The organism is Endozoicomonas montiporae CL-33, from assembly GCF_001583435.1.
Taxonomy (GTDB): Bacteria; Pseudomonadota; Gammaproteobacteria; order Pseudomonadales; family Endozoicomonadaceae; genus Endozoicomonas_A; species Endozoicomonas_A montiporae.
This window is the reverse complement of sequence record NZ_CP013251.1, coordinates 4,711,315-4,728,596: the sequence shown is the minus strand read 5'-3', so window position 1 is coordinate 4,728,596 and position 17,282 is coordinate 4,711,315. Positions and strand designations below refer to the sequence as shown.

General features: G+C 50.6%; 14 protein-coding genes and 2 tRNA genes. 14 read left to right on the top strand and 2 right to left on the bottom strand.

Going from position 1 to position 17,282, the window contains the following annotated elements:
• Positions 1-31: 31 nt before the first annotated feature.
• A complete protein-coding gene (locus EZMO1_RS21790; RefSeq protein WP_034878351.1) occupies positions 32-934 on the top strand; it encodes a class I SAM-dependent methyltransferase in 903 nt (300 codons plus the stop codon).
• A 53-nt stretch (positions 935-987) separates the two neighbouring features.
• Here the strand turns inward: EZMO1_RS21790 and EZMO1_RS21785 are convergent, their stop codons facing one another.
• A complete protein-coding gene (locus tag EZMO1_RS21785; protein WP_034878350.1) occupies positions 988-2,415 on the bottom strand; it encodes a carbon starvation CstA family protein in 1,428 nt (475 codons plus the stop codon).
• 628 nt (positions 2,416-3,043) lie between these two features.
• On the opposite strand from EZMO1_RS21785, the gene EZMO1_RS21780 reads away from it, so the two are divergent.
• Positions 3,044-3,703, top strand: a complete 660-nt coding sequence (locus EZMO1_RS21780; RefSeq protein ID WP_082212301.1) for a GNAT family N-acetyltransferase — start codon at positions 3,044-3,046, stop codon at positions 3,701-3,703.
• Positions 3,704-3,772: 69 nt separating this feature from the next.
• Here the strand turns inward: EZMO1_RS21780 and yhbY are convergent, their stop codons facing one another.
• A complete protein-coding gene (yhbY, locus tag EZMO1_RS21775; RefSeq protein ID WP_034878347.1) occupies positions 3,773-4,078 on the bottom strand; it encodes a ribosome assembly RNA-binding protein YhbY in 306 nt (101 codons plus the stop codon).
• Positions 4,079-4,378: 300 nt separating this feature from the next.
• On the opposite strand from yhbY, the gene rlmE reads away from it, so the two are divergent.
• The 12 genes from rlmE (at position 4,379) to infB (ending at position 17,213) form a co-directional block, all read left to right on the top strand.
• On the top strand, positions 4,379-5,023 hold the full coding sequence (gene rlmE, locus EZMO1_RS21770; protein WP_034878345.1) for a 23S rRNA (uridine(2552)-2'-O)-methyltransferase RlmE: 645 nt from the start codon (positions 4,379-4,381) through the stop codon (positions 5,021-5,023).
• 203 nt (positions 5,024-5,226) lie between these two features.
• Positions 5,227-7,212: an ATP-dependent zinc metalloprotease FtsH gene (gene ftsH / locus EZMO1_RS21765; RefSeq protein ID WP_034878344.1), complete on the top strand. Its 1,986-nt coding sequence runs from the start codon at positions 5,227-5,229 to the stop codon at positions 7,210-7,212.
• 502 nt (positions 7,213-7,714) lie between these two features.
• Positions 7,715-7,873: a hypothetical protein gene (locus tag EZMO1_RS27080; protein WP_160173990.1), complete on the top strand. Its 159-nt coding sequence runs from the start codon at positions 7,715-7,717 to the stop codon at positions 7,871-7,873.
• Between the two features lie 107 nt (positions 7,874-7,980).
• Positions 7,981-8,829, top strand: coding sequence for a dihydropteroate synthase (folP, locus tag EZMO1_RS21760; RefSeq protein ID WP_034878342.1), 849 nt, complete (start codon positions 7,981-7,983; stop codon positions 8,827-8,829).
• A gap of 65 nt (positions 8,830-8,894) precedes the next feature.
• Positions 8,895-10,232 carry a phosphoglucosamine mutase gene (gene glmM, locus EZMO1_RS21755; protein WP_034878340.1) on the top strand — a complete coding sequence of 446 codons (1,338 nt, stop codon included), beginning with the start codon at positions 8,895-8,897 and terminating at the stop codon, positions 10,230-10,232.
• A 290-nt stretch (positions 10,233-10,522) separates the two neighbouring features.
• Positions 10,523-11,269 carry a triose-phosphate isomerase gene (tpiA, locus tag EZMO1_RS21750; RefSeq protein ID WP_034878338.1) on the top strand — a complete coding sequence of 249 codons (747 nt, stop codon included), beginning with the start codon at positions 10,523-10,525 and terminating at the stop codon, positions 11,267-11,269.
• A gap of 2 nt (positions 11,270-11,271) precedes the next feature.
• Positions 11,272-11,700, top strand: coding sequence for a preprotein translocase subunit SecG (gene secG, locus EZMO1_RS21745; RefSeq protein WP_034878336.1), 429 nt, complete (start codon positions 11,272-11,274; stop codon positions 11,698-11,700).
• 43 nt (positions 11,701-11,743) lie between these two features.
• Positions 11,744-11,830: transfer RNA gene (locus EZMO1_RS21740), tRNA-Leu, on the top strand.
• A gap of 101 nt (positions 11,831-11,931) precedes the next feature.
• Positions 11,932-12,008, top strand: a tRNA-Met gene (locus tag EZMO1_RS21735).
• A 379-nt stretch (positions 12,009-12,387) separates the two neighbouring features.
• Positions 12,388-12,858: a ribosome maturation factor RimP gene (rimP, locus tag EZMO1_RS21730; RefSeq protein ID WP_034878822.1), complete on the top strand. Its 471-nt coding sequence runs from the start codon at positions 12,388-12,390 to the stop codon at positions 12,856-12,858.
• 186 nt (positions 12,859-13,044) lie between these two features.
• Positions 13,045-14,538 carry a transcription termination factor NusA gene (nusA, locus tag EZMO1_RS21725; protein WP_034878334.1) on the top strand — a complete coding sequence of 498 codons (1,494 nt, stop codon included), beginning with the start codon at positions 13,045-13,047 and terminating at the stop codon, positions 14,536-14,538.
• Positions 14,539-14,564: 26 nt separating this feature from the next.
• On the top strand, positions 14,565-17,213 hold the full coding sequence (infB, locus tag EZMO1_RS21720) for a translation initiation factor IF-2 (RefSeq protein ID WP_034878332.1): 2,649 nt from the start codon (positions 14,565-14,567) through the stop codon (positions 17,211-17,213).
• Positions 17,214-17,282 lie beyond the last annotated feature (69 nt).

The following is a 17,282-nucleotide window of genomic DNA, read 5'->3' as shown; positions in this document are numbered from 1 at the left end:
ACCGCACTCCTTTAAAGGGTGCGGTTTTTTTATGGGTGTTTTTTTATCAGGAAGTTTCTGGGGCGGCGGCTATTCTGTTCGCAGTTCTTTTGATTTAAAGGCAAAGACAGTGAAGGTAGAATCGGGTCAGCAAATAGCACAGCCAGCCGCTCTTTCTGAAGCGCGTTATGCGGAAACCTTTGGTCTTCTTGTGAGAGTGTCCAGAGAATACGAGCCTATGAAGCAGGCTTTGATTCGTACCATTAGCAGGTATTGCCCTGAATCGTTTTCACTTCTGGATATAGGTGCAGGACGTGGGATATTCATTGGTGATGTTCTGTCTGAGCTTTTTAGAAGGCCGGATTTATATGGGGCTTATGAGTCGAATCCGGATCATTTTCAGGCGCTTCAGGCAAAGTCGCCAGAGCTTGCCAGACAACAGAGTGTGTGGCGCGAGGCTTTTACCTCCGAGACCGTATTAAAGCCTGAGTGGGATGTGGTACTGATGTCGCACTCTCTATACTGGATGCAGCCAATGGGTCTGCATGTTCAGGCAGCTTTGGCGGGATTGAAGCCCGGAGGTGTGCTGGTGATTTTTCTGCAGCCGCCAGCCGGTTTTTACAAATTGCAGCTCGATTTTATGGATCTGATGGTTTGCCGTGACAATGGCTTGAATAACCATGCCAGTTCACAGGAATTGATGGCTGAGCTGAAAGCATTGAATATTGATGCGACTGAAGAGTTATTGCCAGGTTATCTGGATTTTTCAGATATCTGGGATGATGACAGGGCGCTACTGGATATGGGGTGCTTCATTCTGGGAGGGGAATTGCGGGAGGTGCCGGAATGGATTCAGAAAAAAATGGTACACCATATTCAAGCGAATACTTTGCAGTTAGACCGGTTTAAATTGTTTAATCAGCCAACCAGTATGGTGATTGTTCAGAAGTCTTAACAAGCAATGGCAAGTGCAGAGCGCGAAGCCTGAGCTTCGCACTCTGTCATCAATCAGGCTGCAGAGCCTGCGGTGGCAGTTGCTTTGTTTTTCATCAGGAAGGCGACCATGGCAGCAATGGCTGCGGTAATTCCGATTGGGTAAGAAATAGCGGCGGACAAAGACAGTCCTTCAGGTGCCATCAGGATGTAAGTGGTGCAGACAGCCGTCATAAACATAGCTGGCAGTGATACGAACCAGTGGCTCTTATCACGGGTGACCATATAAGCGGCAGATGCCCACAGTACGATGGTCGCCAGAGACTGGTTGGAGAAGGCGAAGTAGCGCCAGATGATATCGAAGTCAATAAAGGTCAGTGCAAAACCAACCGCAAAGACAGGGATAGTCAGTTTCAGACGGTTTGCTTTGCTGGTCTGTTCGATACCAATGGCGTCAGCAATAATCAGGCGTACGCTGCGGAATGCGGTGTCGCCGGACGTTACCGGACAGGCAATAACACCCAGAACGGCCAGTAGTCCACCCACAGTGCCCATCAGACCGACAGAGACTTCTTTCACGACCAGACCTGCGCCACCCTGAGACAGTACAGCATTAAGACCTTCGATTCCGTTCGGGAAGAAGGACATGGCAGCCGCAGCCCAGATCAGTGCCACAACACCTTCAGCAATCATGGCGCCGTAAAAGATAGGACGACCCTGAGTTTCACTCTGAGTGCAGCGAGCCATCAAAGGCGACTGTGTAGCGTGGAAGCCACTGATGGCACCGCACGCGATGGTGGTGAACAACATTGGGAAAATGGGCAGACCGCCAGGATGGCTGAGGTCGGCACCAATTTCAGGAACCGGCAGCCCATTAATAATGGTCATGCCACCGACGCCAAACGCCATGATTAAAAGGGCTGCGCCAAACAGTGGATAAATTTTAGCGATGATTTTATCAACGGGCAGCACGGTGGCGACGAAGTAGTAGCAGAGAATGATGCCCAACCAGAAACTGGTGTTTGCGAGAACGCCCTGTCCGCCAAGGTTTGCAAGCAAGCCAGCAGGCCCCATCATAAAGACGACACCCACCAGTACCAGCAGTACCACCGAAAAACCGCGCATGAATTTACGCGCCGGTTCACCCAGATAATGGCCAACGACTTCAGGCACTGATTTGCCCTGATGCCGGATCGACAGCATGCCGGAGAAATAGTCGTGAACGGCACCGGCGAAAATGCAACCAAATACAATCCAGAGGAAAGCTGCAGGACCGTAAAGGGCACCCATAATGGCACCGAAAATTGGGCCCAGACCGGCAATGTTCAGGAATTGAATCAGAAAAATTTTGTACCAGGGAAGGGGAACGAAATCGACACCGTCTTCGAATTCGACGGCGGGTGTCTTGCGATCAGGCTCGATACCAAACCAGTGTTCAACAAGTTTACCGTAGATGAAGTAGCCTCCAATTAATACGGCGAGCGATATCAAAAAGCTTGTCATAGGACATTCTCCGATGTCGTTTTTGGTTTTGGTTTGTAGACAAAGAAGTTCTACTCACGGCAAAGGCAGAAAGCAGTGAATGATGTCGCGAATCATAAGCAGGCCGGAGGGATAAAAAGTTGATCGAAAGCAATTTTGCTGAAGAAATATTTACAGTTGAGTGAAAACCCTGACAGGGCTCATACGTAATACTTTTGATGTTATTTTTGTTTGTATGTTTTGATGGAAGGCAATATTTTTAAGTGGGTTTGGCGCTATCATTGTGTGTTTTGATTATCTTTGTTTATTTGTGTGTCAGGTAAATGCTGTGAGAATAATCAGGGTTACTGACAGTTTGCTTACATAAGTATGTTGTGGTTGTTTTTTATAAATTGATAAAAACGACCAAGTTTTTTCCTGTCTGATGAGAGATCGGTAAAAAAGTATTTTGAGCAGAGGTTTCACTCTTTAATATCTGGCCTAAGTATTCGCTGAGGGTTTTGGTCGGTAAAAATACCTGAAGCGCGGTCACAAAAGCGAGTTGAGTGCAGGTTGTTCTACTTTTAGTACCCGTATAAATAAGGGTTAAAGTAGGTTTCCGAAACATCATAATATTCCGCCATTGCCTTGAGGGGCTCTTCCCGTATTTATGATGATAGCGAGTAGCAGGATGTATCAGGCGTTTAGCATAGAACTACTGACTGAGCAGTACGTTGACGAAGTAGCAAGTGTAGTGGCTAAGTCATTCAGTAACAGCTCTCTGGTGGTTGCAGAAAGTGATGATATGAGCGACAGGGAGTTTAGAGATTATCTGGCTTATGTGGCTCTGAAATGCGCAAAGGAAACGTCAGGTCTGCTGGCTCGTTGCTCTGAGACCGGTCAGTTGATTGGTAGTTTGCTGGCTTGTGATCTGGCTGATACCTGGGGGGATAAGGGTTTTGCCTATGAGGCAGAAAGTGATGCGATGATGTCATTGTTGTTCACGTTGAATAAAGCTTTCTTTCAGGATCAGTCCATTAACAAGAATGAGTATATGAATTTCAAATTTCTGGCGGTTTCTGCTGAGCATGGGGGGAAGGGGATTGCTGCTGCACTGGTCAATGAGGGGGTGAAGATGGCAGCGGAAAAGGGCTTTAAATTTGCTCATGCTGAAGCTACGGGGGCTGCTTCACAACGAGTTTTCATTAACAAATCCGGTTTTGATGAAAAGCACGAGATTGATTGTTGCTCGTTTACTTTTAAAGGAAAAACGCCGTTTTCTTCATCTGTTGAAGGAACAACAATGAAGCTTGTTTTGAAGCCGCTATAAGGTTGCAGACATGATTTACTTCGTAGTAGATTTGCGATCCGCAGGGATCGCAAATCCTGCGAAAGAGAATCAGAAGCTCTTTACGTTGGACAGGTTGGGCTTGGCATCTTTATTCTCTTTATAAACAAGAGCGATGTTGCCAATAGTTTGTACCAGTTCACATTCGGTTTGCTTGACCAGTTCGTCGATCATTGCCTTTTTAACGTCACGATCACCCACTGCGAATTTTACCTTGATCAGTTCGTGATCGGTCAGGGCGCGCAGTGCCTCTTCAACAACGCCTTCAGTCATGCCTTTGCCGGCGACCATAACGACAGGCTTGAGCTTGTGGCCCAGGGAACGGAAATGTTTTTTTCTATCAGTAGATAGACTCATGATTGCACAATCCTGAGGCTGAACAATACAATGGCCGGATTGCAATACAGCCATAGCAATCAGGCGCTTACTTTGGGGTTTTCTAACGCTATAGTTTTCTGGCTCTATAGAAGGATACCTGATAGAAAAAACCAAGCATGCCTCATGCTGAGACCTATATTGCTAGAGTGAAAAGTTCATTATTCTACATTCTCGCTGTACGCTTAGCGAGTGTGTTATTTGAACAAGTGAAGCGTTCGACCACTAAATCCTGAACTTGTTCCCCCCTTGTTTCCCGTTAGGTTAATCGTAAGGTAAGTCATGACCCGATCCAAAAGCTCCAGCTCCTCACGCTCAAAGAGCAGTAAGCGTTGGCTGCAGGAACATTTTGATGATCAGTATGTTAAGCGTTCCCAGGAAGATGGTTGGCGCTCTCGTGCCAGCTATAAGCTACTGGAGATTCACGAGAAAGATAAACTGTTTCGTCCCGGTATGAGAGTGGTGGATCTTGGTGCAGCCCCGGGTGGCTGGACTCAGGTGGCTGCGGAAATTATTGGAGACAGTGGCCGTATTGTTGCTTCCGATATTCTGCCTATGGACCCTATTGCCGGTGCCACCTTTGTACAGGGTGACTTTACCGAAGACCAAGTGCTCGAAGAGATCCTTGGAGCGATAGGTTCTGACGAAGTAGACCTTGTAATTTCCGATATGGCCCCCAATATGAGTGGAGCACACTCTGTAGATCAGCCTAAAGCAATGTATCTTGTCGAGTTGGCTTTGGATCTGGCAAGACAGGTGTTGCGTAAGAATGGTGTATTTCTTGCCAAGGTGTTCCAGGGAGAAGGCTTTGAAGAATACCTGAAGGATTTACGTTCTTCATTTACCAAAGTCATCACTCGCAAGCCTGATGCATCAAGGGCTCGTTCCCGGGAAGTGTATCTGTTGGCAAAGGGCTTTAAAGGTTAAAAGTTAAGCGTTTTGTAAGGACGTGTAATTACTTTTTTCTATTGGCTATATAGATTGTTGATGACTGTCGCCTGAACGCCCAATCGTGTATTGTTACAGGTGACGATTAACCAAATAAAGAGAGCAGAGCCGGTACACATGCCCAAACCGACCGACTATCCCAGGCTTCAGTACGTTCAAGAGAGGGTAGCCCTTTGAATGATATGGCGAAAAATTTAATTCTCTGGGTCATCATCGCATTGGTGCTGTTGACCGTGTTCAAAAACTTCGATGGTATGCAGACGACCACGCAGAAGGTCAATTATTCTGACTTCATCAGCATGGTCGAAAACCGGCAGGTCAGTAAGGTCGTGATCGACGGTTATACCATCAATGGTGTTCTTAACAGCAGCGAACGTTTTGAAACCAACCTGCCGCCTGCCGTGCCCGATAATCAGCTGATGGACGAGCTGTTGCGTGGTAACGTGCAGATTGAATCCAAACCGATTGAAAAGCAGAGCATCTGGACACAGTTGCTGGTGGCCAGTTTCCCGATTCTGGTGATCCTTGCCGTCTTTATGTTCTTTATGCGCCAGATGCAGGGCGGTGGTGGCGGCAAAGGCGGCCCCATGAGCTTTGGTAAAAGCAAGGCGCGCCTGTTGTCGGAAGATCAGATCAAAACCACCTTTGCCGATGTGGCAGGTGTTGAAGAAGCCAAGGAAGACGTACAGGAGCTGGTGGACTTTTTGAAAGATCCCGGCAAGTTCCAGCGTCTGGGCGGGCGTATCCCCCGTGGTGTGCTGATGGTCGGTCCTCCGGGTACGGGTAAGACCCTGCTGGCAAAAGCTATTGCCGGTGAAGCCAAGGTGCCGTTCTTCACTATTTCCGGTTCTGACTTTGTTGAAATGTTTGTGGGTGTGGGTGCGTCCCGTGTCCGCGATATGTTTGAACAGGCTAAAAAACAGGCTCCCTGCATTATCTTCATCGATGAGATTGATGCGGTGGGTCGTCATCGTGGTGCCGGTATGGGCGGTGGTCACGACGAGCGTGAGCAAACTCTGAACCAGTTGCTGGTTGAAATGGACGGCTTCGAAGCAAACGACGGTATTATTGTTATTGCAGCAACTAACCGTCCTGATGTACTTGACCCCGCGCTGTTGCGTCCTGGTCGTTTTGACCGTCAGGTTGTCGTGGGTTTGCCGGATATTCGTGGTCGTGAACAGATTCTTAAAGTTCACATGCGTAAAGTACCTGTAGCTGATGATGTTCAGCCAGCGGTGATCGCGCGTGGTACTCCCGGCTTCTCCGGTGCGGACCTGTCCAACCTTGTGAACGAAGCGGCACTGTTCTCGGCTCGTGCTGACAAGCGCATGGTAGGTATGCATGAATTTGATCTGGCAAAAGACAAAATCATGATGGGTGCCGAGCGCAAGTCCATGGTGATGAGCGACAAGGAAAAGAGCAACACAGCCTACCACGAAGCAGGTCATGCTATTGTTGGTCGTCTGGTGCCAGATCACGACCCTGTTTATAAGGTGTCTATTATTCCTCGTGGTCGTGCGCTGGGTGTGACCATGTTCCTGCCAGAGGAAGATCGTTACAGTCAGAGCAAGCAGGCACTGATGAGCCAGATTTGTTCTCTGTTCGGTGGTCGTATCGCTGAAGAAATGACCCTGGGCGCAGATGGTGTCACCACTGGTGCCTCTAACGATATCCAGCGTGCTACCCAGATTGCTCGTAGCATGGTCACCAAATGGGGTCTGTCTGAAAAGCTCGGACCGCTGATGTACGACGAAGACGAAGGCGAAGTCTTCCTTGGCAAGAACTATGGCAGCGGCGGCGGTGGCTCCAATGTTTCCGGTGAAACAGCCAAACTGATTGATCAGGAAGTGCGTCGTGTGATTGATGAGTGTTACACCCGTGCAGCGACTATTCTGGAAGAGAATCGCGATAAGCTCGATATGATGGCTGATGCGTTAATGCAGTATGAAACCATCGACAGTGATCAGATTGACGACATCATGGAAGGGAGAACGCCTCGTCCGCCCAAAGATTCCAGCGATAAAGGCGCTGGTGGTGAAGGTGGCGAGAAGGTTGAAGCCTCTGAGGAACAGCCTGAAGCCAAAGCGCCGAAAGCGGATGATGCCGGTGACGCTGATCAGGATAAAAAGGACGACACCATTGGTGGTCCGGCCAGCGAACAGGCTTAATTAATTCGGTCTATGCTAACGGGCAGGTTTTCCTGCCCGTTTTTTTTCGTGTGTGCCGAGCATGTTGCACAGCTTGGGGGTGAAAGTCCCCTGCCCAGCCAGATGAGGGCGAAGGGCTAGCGAAGCACAAGGTTTGTATCGCGAGGTGCAGACTGAAGGCAGTGTGGAGCAAAACTGCGAGCTGACGAATAGAAATCGGATATGAGGCTGTCTGCGTGAGGACGAGTCAGCATGTGATGACGAAGTCCCATACTCATCCGGACACTCGGACAGTAAATCCGGCAGTTGTGCAGGGAAGGCGGTGTAACTTACCTCGGGAGGTCTGTCTGGTGTCTGATATTTCAGACTGAGGTCATCGTAAGATGTCCTGATCGCCATACAGAAGTCAGCAGACGGCATAGTAGCTGGCGAAGTCAGTGAAGGCCTGAACGGTTAGAGCGGTGATTAGTTTCTGTTTCTCGATATATCGGACGCAGACAAAGGCCAGCAAACACTGGTGCTCATGCCAAGCGGTGACGGCGGAACCGAAAGCTGCAAGGTCATAAGAGCTGAGACTATATCGGCATTACAGGATTACAAAAGCCCGGCGGGTGGTGTGAGTCATATGTCTTGTATCACTGACCCTTCCATTGTCATGTTTGTGCTGATGGTAGACGCTTAACTAACCGAAACGCCCAGTACGGACCCGTACGCTGGGTGTTGTGGGAGGAGTGGAGCCGCGAGGCTCCACCCTATCCCGATTAACCGATTTATATCACAGTGGTACTCATGACAAAGTTGGATTGCGCTGGTCGAACCCTTGATCTCTCTCGTACCCGGATTATGGGTATTCTCAACATCACTCCGGATTCTTTTTATTCAGGCAGTCGTTATCAGGATATGGATACCATTCTGCGCGTAGCAGATAGCATGGTAAACGACGGTGTTGATATATTTGATGTTGGCGGCGAGTCCACTCGTCCTGGTGCTGATGGGAAAGTGGTGACCAGTGAAATGGAGCTGGAGCGGGTGCTGCCAGTGGTTGAAGCATTGAATGCCCGTTTTGATAAGGTAATTTCAGTAGATACCAGTTCTGCTCTGGTCATGACGGAAGTCGCTAAAATCGGCGCAGGCATGATAAATGATGTTCGTGCGCTGAGACGCGAAGGTGCGTTGCAGGCCGCAGCCCGAACTGGCTTGCCTGTGGTATTGATGCACTCTCTGGTTGATCAGCCAGAGCCGGGTTTTGAGCCTCATTATCATAATGTGGCTGATGAGGTTTGCCAGTATTTGCTGAACCGGGTGTCAGACTGTGAAGCAGCCGGAATCCCAAAGGATCGGATTATTCTTGATCCCGGGTTTGGAGGCGGTATGTTTGGCAAAACGCCAAAACAGAATCTCAGTTTGCTGAAACATTGTGACAAACTGGCTGGTACAGGCTTTCCGGTGTTGGCAGGTTTGTCGCGTAAGTCATTCATGCAGGTGCAGTTGGGTAAGGCGGCGGATGAGTTGCTTTCAGGCAGTCTGGCGGTGGCTTTGATGGCCGTTCAGGCAGGTGCCCGTATTATCCGGGTTCATGATGTTGCCGAGACCAGGGATGTTGTGACCATGCTTGAAGCTGTGCAGCAGGCCGAATAAAGTTTTCAGTGGTTGACGGTTGTTTGCAGATCGTTGATCCAATCTCGTTAGGTAAGGTATTACAAATGGGTCGCAAGTTTTTTGGAACGGATGGAATTCGTGGTCGTGTTGGCGAGTTTCCCATTACGCCTGAATTTGTTCTGAAACTGGGCTGGGCTGCCGGCAAGGTGTTGGCAGCAGAAGGTGAAGGTCAGGTTCTTATTGGTAAGGATACCCGGATTTCCGGCTATATGTTTGAATCGGCACTGGAAGCTGGCTTGTCTGCCGCCGGTATTGATGTTTGTCTGACCGGTCCAATGCCAACTCCTGCGATTGCTTACCTTACCAGAACATTTAATGGTCAGGCGGGTATCGTTATCAGCGCCTCTCATAACCCGTTCTACGACAATGGCATTAAGTTTTTCTCCGGTAATGGTACCAAGCTTTCTGATGAGGTAGAGGAGAAAATAGAAGCTCTTCTTGAAGGTGATGTTGATGTAGTTCCTTCTGAAAAGCTTGGTAAAGTAACCAGACTGGACGATGCGGCAGGTCGTTATATTGAATACTGCAAGGCCAGTACGTCTCATCAGCTGGATCTGAGAGGTTTGAAGCTGGTCATTGATGCCGGACACGGCGCAACCTATCAGGTGGGACCTTCCGTGTTCAAAGAGCTGGGTGCAGACGTTCATGCCATGGGTGTTTCGCCGAACGGTGTCAATATCAATAAAAACGCAGGTTCAACCAAACCGGAAGGTTTGTCGCAGGTAGTGCAGGAACTGGGTGTTGATATGGGCATTGCCTTTGATGGCGATGGTGACCGGGTCATTATGGTGGACGACAAGGGTGATATAGTGGACGGCGACGAGTTGCTGTACATCATTGCCCGTGATCGTCAGGCGCATGGTGAGCTGAAGGGTGGTGTTGTTGGTACCCTGATGACCAACCTTGGCATGGAAAAGGCATTACAGAAAGCCGGTATTGAATTTGACCGGGCGAAAGTGGGTGATCGCTATGTCAATGAAATGATGATTGCTAAAGGTTGGGAGATCGGCGGTGAATCTTCAGGTCATGTGATCTGTCATGATGTGTCTACAACCGGTGATGGTATTGTTTCTGCCCTTCAGGTTTTGAAGGCGGTAGTTCGTTCCGGCAAAACCCTTTCAGAGCTTCGCTCCGAAATGAGTAAATACCCACAAACGATGATCAATGTCCGGGTCAAGGTGAAGTCTGACACCGATCAGATTCCTGCCATTGTTGAAGCTGTTCAGCAGTCTGAGGCAGAGCTTGCGGACAAGGGGCGGGTTTTGCTGCGTCCTTCAGGCACAGAGCCAGTGATTCGCGTCATGGTTGAAGGTGAAGATGCAGCTCAGGTACGTCAGCAGGCGGAAAAACTGGCAAAAGTGGTTAAGTCGGCTATGGTCTGATTCAACCTCGGCAGGGTGGTATTTGGCTGCCTTGCTTTGTGTCGGATGTTGTCGCTAAAGTCGATTGGCAAGGTGTTATTTTTTGATCCGTCGAGTTTGGTTGCGATGTTCGATGTGCGAATGTTTTCAGTGTTTGAAAAGTCGCTGAAGGCATTGATATTATTGACCTGAGAGCTATGCCGCCAGTCAAGGAAAAGCGTTTTCCGCAGTGGTATCGTAGTGTTTTCAGGTTGTATAAATTTATCGCGTAGGTTAGTATGCCGACCTCGCGAACGTTGAGGTAATGCAGTATGCGTCAGCCACTCGTAGCCGGTAACTGGAAGATGAATGGTTCTTCCGAAAGTAACCGTAAGTTGCTAGAGGAACTGGTTTCCGGTCTGGAAACTAAAGCCGAAGTTCTGGTATGTCCTCCGGCTGTCTACGCTCAGCAGGTTCGTGACCAGCTGGCCGGTTCTGTTGTTAAGACTGGTCTGCAAAATGTTTCTGACAAGTCTTCCGGTGCGTTCACTGGCGAAACTTCGCCTCTGATGGTTAAAGATCTCGGTATCGAGTATGTCATCATTGGTCATTCCGAGCGTCGCACTCTGTTTGGTGAGACTGACGAAGATGTAGCTGCGAAGTTTAATGCTCTGGTTGATCAGGGTATCGTACCTATCCTGTGTGTAGGTGAGACTCTGGAAGAGCGCGAAGCAGGCGACACGATGAGTGTGGTTGCTTCACAAATTGAGGTTGTGCTGCGGGCTGCAGGTCCGGAGCGTCTGGCAAACTTTGTGATCGCTTATGAGCCTGTTTGGGCTATCGGTACTGGTTTGACTGCAACTCCTGAACAGGCGCAGGAAGTACACGCTGAGATTCGCAAACTGTTGGCTAAAGATAATGCTGATATGGCTGCGAAGACTCGAATCCTGTACGGTGGTAGCATGAAAGCTGCCAATGCTGCCGAACTGATCGCGCTTCCTGATGTGGATGGTGGTCTTGTAGGTGGTGCGTCACTGGTTGCTGAAGAATTCAAGGCGATCTGTCACGCTGCGGGATAGCGATGGAAACCATAATTCTTATTTTTCATGTTCTTGCCGCTGCTGGTGTGATCGGTCTGATCCTTCTCCAGCAGGGCAAGGGTGCTGAGACCGGTGCCAGCTTTGGTTCCGGCGCGTCACAGACTGTCTTCGGCAGTAGTGGTAATGCGAGCTTTCTGAGTCGTACTACGGCTATTCTGGCAACAGTATTTTTTGTGACGAGCTTCTCTCTGGCTATGGTAGCCAGACAGAAGGCGAACACCATCAGCGATGCTGGTGTTCCGGCAGCTGCTGTTCAGCAGCAACAGGCTCCTCAGACTTCTGATGCACCTGTTGCAATTGAAAGCGCTGCGGGGGGTGTTGAAAGCGATGCTCCTGTGTTAGACTCTAGCCCCGTCGAGACTGACGAGATGGGTCAGAATCAAGAGAATGACCTGCCTCCTGTGCAGTAAAATATTCCGCCTCTGAGGCTGGTGTTTTTAACAGGAAGTAGATGCCCAAGTGGTGGAATTGGTAGACACGCCATCTTGAGGGGGTGGTGATCGTATGATCGTGCGGGTTCAAGTCCCGCCTTGGGCACCAAGTTTGAACTCTGCTGAATAAGGCAGAATGCAGTAAAAAAGAAGGTTTCTGTATTGGGTTGTTAGCTTCCTAATCAAACAGTATACTGAAAAAGATTTTGGTGCGGGGTGGAGCAGCCTGGTAGCTCGTCGGGCTCATAACCCGAAGGTCGTCAGTTCGAATCTGGCCCCCGCTACCAACTAATTAAAACCCCCTTTGTGGGGTTTTTTGTTAGGTACGTAGCTTAGAGGCTGTTTGAAAATAGACCGCTATGCCTGACTTTTGATGATAAAAGTCTTTGTAAAAACAGGCATAAAAGCGGTTGCGACAGTGTGATAGCGCAGTGATGTAATAGCGCGATAGTGTGAATGAAGGATGCGAACGAGATGTTCGAATTTCTGTCACCAGACTCTGTTGTAATCTCTGCTGCGGACGCTATTTTCAAACAGCCTTAATTGCGTCCAGCCGGAAAACTGGAGGCTAGGGCATCTTTTCCTGAGGCGTATCCGGAAAAGAGTGCTTAATCGATACAGGGCTTTTTAGCCCTTTTTTTGTTTTTGCAGACAGGTGTTTCCATCGTGGCAGGTAAGCAGTCGCAATTGGAGGCGTTGATCGGGCCGGTAGTAGAATCGCTCGATTACCAGCTCTGGGGTATTGAATTCAAATCCCAGGGACGTAACTCCGTTTTAAGAATTTTTATTGATACCCTTCCTGGCAAGGAAGGTGGTATCAGCCTGGAAGACTGCACAAAAGTGAGTCGTCAGGTGAGTGGGGTTCTCGATGTAGAAGACCCGATTACAGAGGAATATACCCTGGAGGTTTCTTCACCAGGCGTTGACCGCCCGCTGTTTACGCTGGAGCAATACCAGCTGTGGGCCGGTGCCGAGGTGAATATCCGTTTGCGTGTTCCGTTTGAGGGGCGTCGCAAATACCGGGGCATTGTAAAGGGTGTTGAGGATCAGGATGTGGTTGTGGTTGTTGATGACCATGAACTACTGTTCCCCATCGAGAGCATTGATAAGGCTCAGGTGATACCAAGGTTCGACTGAGTAGTTTCATCTTTTTGTTTCTTGCTTCAAAACGGAGGAAGGGATCGAAAGACAGAGGCTGCGTTTGGTTCAGATCGGAGTGAAGAGTATGGCCCGGCAAACCGTCTGGTCAGGCATTCACTGCGGTGTGCGGCCAGGGAAGTGTTGGCATAAGCATGGACTGGTACAGCATAGGCGAGGCAGAGCATGAGTAAAGAAATTCTGTTGGTCGTAGAGTCCGTTTCCAATGAGAAAGGAGTCTCCCCCGAAGTGATCTTCGAGGCGATGGAGATCGCATTGGCAACCGCGACTAAAAAGCGTTACGAAACTGAAGTCGATATCCGTGTCGCGATTGATCGTAAAACCGGGGAATACGACACATTCCGCCGCTGGACAATCGTAGCCGATGAAGATTTCGAGTTTCCGGGAATGCACTTTACCCTTGACGAGGGTAAGGAAAAAGATGAATCCCTGGAAATTGGTGGTGTGTGGGAAGAGCAGGTTGAGTCCGTTGGATTTGGCCGGATCGCAGCCCAGACTGCCAAACAGGTGATTGTACAAAAGGTACGTGAAGCTGAGCGTGCTCAGATGGTTGATGCTTACCGCGATCGTCTGGGTGAGCTGATTAATGGTACCGTTAAGAAAACAACCCGTGACAGCATCATTATTGACCTGGGTGGTAATGCCGAAGCTGTTCTGCGTAAAGATCAGGTTCTGCCCCGTGAGAACTTCCGTGTAGGTGCTCACGTACGTGCCCTGCTGCACGAGATTTCCACTGAAGGTCGTGGGCCTCAGCTGATGATGTCTCGCAGCGCACCGCAAATGCTGATTGAACTGTTCCGCATTGAAGTGCCGGAAATCGCTGAAGAAGTGATTGAGGTGAAAGGTGCTGCACGTGATCCTGGCTCCCGAGCCAAGATCGCCGTTAAAACGAACGACGGCCGCATTGATCCGGTGGGTGCCTGTGTTGGTATGCGTGGTGCACGTGTGCAGGCAGTCTCCGGCGAACTGGGTAACGAGCGCATTGATATCGTGCTCTTTGATGACAACCCGGTGCAATATGTTATCAACGCGATGCAGCCTGCAGAGGTGGCATCCATCATCGTTGACGAAGATTCCAAAACCATGGACATCGCCGTCAGCGAAGACAATCTGGCTCAGGCGATTGGTCGCGGTGGTCAGAATGTCCGTCTGGCCAGTGAGTTGACTGGCTGGAACCTGAATGTAATGACTGAAGCCGACGCTGCTGCCAAACAGGAACAGGAAGCGGGTCGGATTAAACAGAATTTTATTGACCTGCTCGACATTGATGAAGAGTTAGCAGAACTCCTGGTGACAGAAGGCTTTACCACCATGGAAGAGCTGGCCTACGTACCTCTGGAAGAGATGACTGCCATCGAGGGTCTCGATGAAGACATCGTGGAAGAGATTCGTAAGCGTGCCAAGGACAAACTGCTGACTCAGGCTATAGCCCGGGAAGAGAAACTCGACGGCGTTCAGCCGGCTGAAGATCTGCTTAACATGGATGGCATGGAAGAGGATCTGGCTTTTGAACTGGCCAGCCGGGGTGTTGTGACAATGGAAGACCTGGCGGAACAATCCATCGACGACCTGCTGGACATTGAAGGCATGGACGAGAAACGGGCCGGTGACCTGATTATGACGGCACGTGCACCCTGGTTTGAGGAAGCTGGCAACTGAGCGGGCCACTGAGAGGAGAAGTGTTAATGGCAGATGTAACCGTAGAACAACTCGCAAAGGTGGTCGGCGCGCCTGTTGAAAGGCTGTTGAAACAGATGAAAGATGCAGGGTTGAAGCATACCCAGTCGTCCCAGTCTGTTTCTGACGCTGAAAAGCAGCAGCTGCTCGCGCACCTGAAGGCGACTCATGGCGATCACACGGGCGGTGCTGAACCGACCAAGATCACCCTGAAGCGCAAGACTGTCAGCCAGATGAAAGTGGCTGGCGGTTCTGCAGGCAAGAACAAAGTGGTTAACGTAGAAGTTCGCAAGAAGCGTACTTACGTTAAGCGCGAAGAAGAAGAGAAGAAAGACGAAGGTCGCGGTCAGCGTCGTGACGGTGACAACCGTGGTCAGCGTCGTGATGGTGACGATCGTGGTCAGCGTCGTGACGGTGACAACCGTGGTCAGCGTCGCGATGGTGACAACCGTGGTCAGCGTCGTGATGGCGACAACCGTGGTGCCCCTCGTCGTGATGGTGATAACCGTGGTCCTCGTCGTGATGGCGATAACCGTGGTGCTCCGCGCGGTGATAACCGTGGTGCTCCGCGTGGTGACAACCGTGGCGCTCCACGCGGTGATAACCGTGGTGCTCCACGTGGTGATAATCGTGGTGCTCCGCGAGGCCCGTCTGCTCCACGTTTTGATCCGGCAGCAGCGCCACCGCCTCCACCGTCTGATGACAACAAGCGCGGTCGTAATCGTAAAGCCAAGGATCGTCGCGATAATGATCGTGATGATCGTCGTGATGGCGATCGTCGTGGTCGCGGTGGTCGCGGTGGTCGTGACGATCGTCGCGGAGGCCGTCGTCAGCATCGTACAGTGGCGCCGGAATCCATGGCGGCACACGGCTTTACCAAGCCAACGGCACCTGTCGTGCGTGAAGTCTCTATTCCTGAGACGATCACTGTGGCAGAACTGGCTCAGAAAATGGCAGTTAAAGCAGCTGACGTTATCAAGGCCATGTTCAAGATGGGCTCTATGGTAACCATCAATCAGGTGATTGATCAGGATACCGCTTCCATCGTTGTCGAAGAAATGGGTCACTCCTATAAGCTGACCAAAGCGGATGACATCGAGGATACCCTGGTTGAAGATCAGGCCGAAGGTCAGACCGGTTTCGAAGAGAAGCCTCGTGCGCCGGTTGTGACCGTTATGGGTCACGTTGACCACGGTAAGACCTCCCTGCTGGACTACATCCGTAAGAGTCGTGTACAAGCGGGCGAAGCTGGTGGTATTACCCAGCACATTGGTGCTTACCACGTTGATACACCGCGCGGTATGGTGTCCTTCTTGGATACACCGGGACACGCGGCGTTTACCCAGATGCGTGCCCGTGGTGCCAAGGCCACTGACATCGTTATCCTGGTGGTTGCAGCAGACGACGGCGTAATGCCACAGACCGAGGAAGCGGTACAGCACGCGAAAGCGGCTGGCGTACCTCTGGTCGTTGCTGTGAACAAGATGGATAAGGAAGGTGCTGATCCGGATCGTGTGAAGAACGAACTGTCTGCCATGGAAGTTATTCCAGAAGAGTGGGGCGGCGACACCCAGTTCATGCACGTATCTGCGTTGACTGGCCAAGGCATTGACGAGCTGCTGGAAGCGGTAGTTCTGCAGGCGGAAGTACTGGAACTGACGGCACCTGACGAAGGTCCTGCGAAGGGCGTTGTGGTTGAATCCCGTCTGGATAAAGGTCGTGGTCCTGTGGCGACTGTTCTGGTACAGGGTGGTCAGCTGAATCAGGGTGACAACATTCTGGTGGGTCAGCAGTACGGTCGTGTGCGTGCGATGCTGGATGAGAACGGCAAGCCAATCAAAGTGGCGGGTCCTTCTATTCCTGTTGAGATCCTGGGTCTGGACGGTACGCCTGAAGCCGGTGACGAAATGCTGGTCGTGAAAGACGAGCGTAAGGCGCGTGAAATCGCCCTGTTCCGTCAAGGCAAGTTCCGTGAAGTGCGTCTGGCTCGTCAGCAGGCTTCCAAGCTGGAGAACATCTTCAACAGCATGGGCTCTGAAGAGAAGAAGACCCTGAATATCGTCCTGAAGGCCGACGTTCGTGGTTCTCTGGAAGCGCTGACCTCTTCTCTGGAAGAGCAGGGTAACGACGAAGTACAGGTTAAGGTTATTTCCGGCGGCGTAGGTGGTATCACCGAAACCGACGCTAACCTGGCGCTGGCTTCTAATGCTGTTATCGTTGGCTTCAACGTTCGTGCTGACGCTTCTGCCCGTAAGGTGATTGAAGCGGAAGAGCTGGATCTGCGCTACTACAGCGTTATCTACGACATCATCGAAGATGTTAAGAAGGCTCTGGGCGGCATGCTGGGCTCCGATACCCGTGAGCAGATCGTTGGTACTGCTGAAGTACGTGACGTCTTCCGCTCTCCGAAGTTCGGTGCTGTGGCAGGCTGTATGGTTATTGAAGGTACTGTGTACCGCAACGACCGTATCCGTGTACTGCGTGACAACGTGGTTATCTTTGAAGGCGAGCTGGAATCCCTGCGTCGCTTCAAGGACGACGTTCAGGAAGTTCGCGAAGGCATGGAATGTGGTATCGCGGTTAAGTCCTACAACGACGTTAAGCCTGGCGACAAGATCGAGGTTTACAAGACCATCGAAGTTCAGCGTACTCTGTAATAACAGGGTGGCAGCTGGCTGGTCTGGCGTAATAAAAAAGCCCGTGGTTTCGACCGCGGGCTTTGTCAT

Coding starts and splice junctions, on each gene's coding strand:
- EZMO1_RS21780 (WP_082212301.1), top strand. CDS start 3,044: ATGATGATAGCGAGTAGCAGGATGTATCAGGCGTTTAGCATAGAACTA.
- rlmE (WP_034878345.1), top strand. CDS start 4,379: ATGACCCGATCCAAAAGCTCCAGCTCCTCACGCTCAAAGAGCAGTAAG.
- secG (WP_034878336.1), top strand. CDS start 11,272: ATGGAAACCATAATTCTTATTTTTCATGTTCTTGCCGCTGCTGGTGTG.
- EZMO1_RS21790 (WP_034878351.1), top strand. CDS start 32: ATGGGTGTTTTTTTATCAGGAAGTTTCTGGGGCGGCGGCTATTCTGTT.
- EZMO1_RS27080 (WP_160173990.1), top strand. CDS start 7,715: ATGCCAAGCGGTGACGGCGGAACCGAAAGCTGCAAGGTCATAAGAGCT.
- infB (WP_034878332.1), top strand. CDS start 14,565: ATGGCAGATGTAACCGTAGAACAACTCGCAAAGGTGGTCGGCGCGCCT.
- tpiA (WP_034878338.1), top strand. CDS start 10,523: ATGCGTCAGCCACTCGTAGCCGGTAACTGGAAGATGAATGGTTCTTCC.
- folP (WP_034878342.1), top strand. CDS start 7,981: ATGACAAAGTTGGATTGCGCTGGTCGAACCCTTGATCTCTCTCGTACC.
- nusA (WP_034878334.1), top strand. CDS start 13,045: ATGAGTAAAGAAATTCTGTTGGTCGTAGAGTCCGTTTCCAATGAGAAA.
- ftsH (WP_034878344.1), top strand. CDS start 5,227: ATGGCGAAAAATTTAATTCTCTGGGTCATCATCGCATTGGTGCTGTTG.
- yhbY (WP_034878347.1), bottom strand. CDS start 4,078: ATGAGTCTATCTACTGATAGAAAAAAACATTTCCGTTCCCTGGGCCAC.
- EZMO1_RS21785 (WP_034878350.1), bottom strand. CDS start 2,415: ATGACAAGCTTTTTGATATCGCTCGCCGTATTAATTGGAGGCTACTTC.
- glmM (WP_034878340.1), top strand. CDS start 8,895: ATGGGTCGCAAGTTTTTTGGAACGGATGGAATTCGTGGTCGTGTTGGC.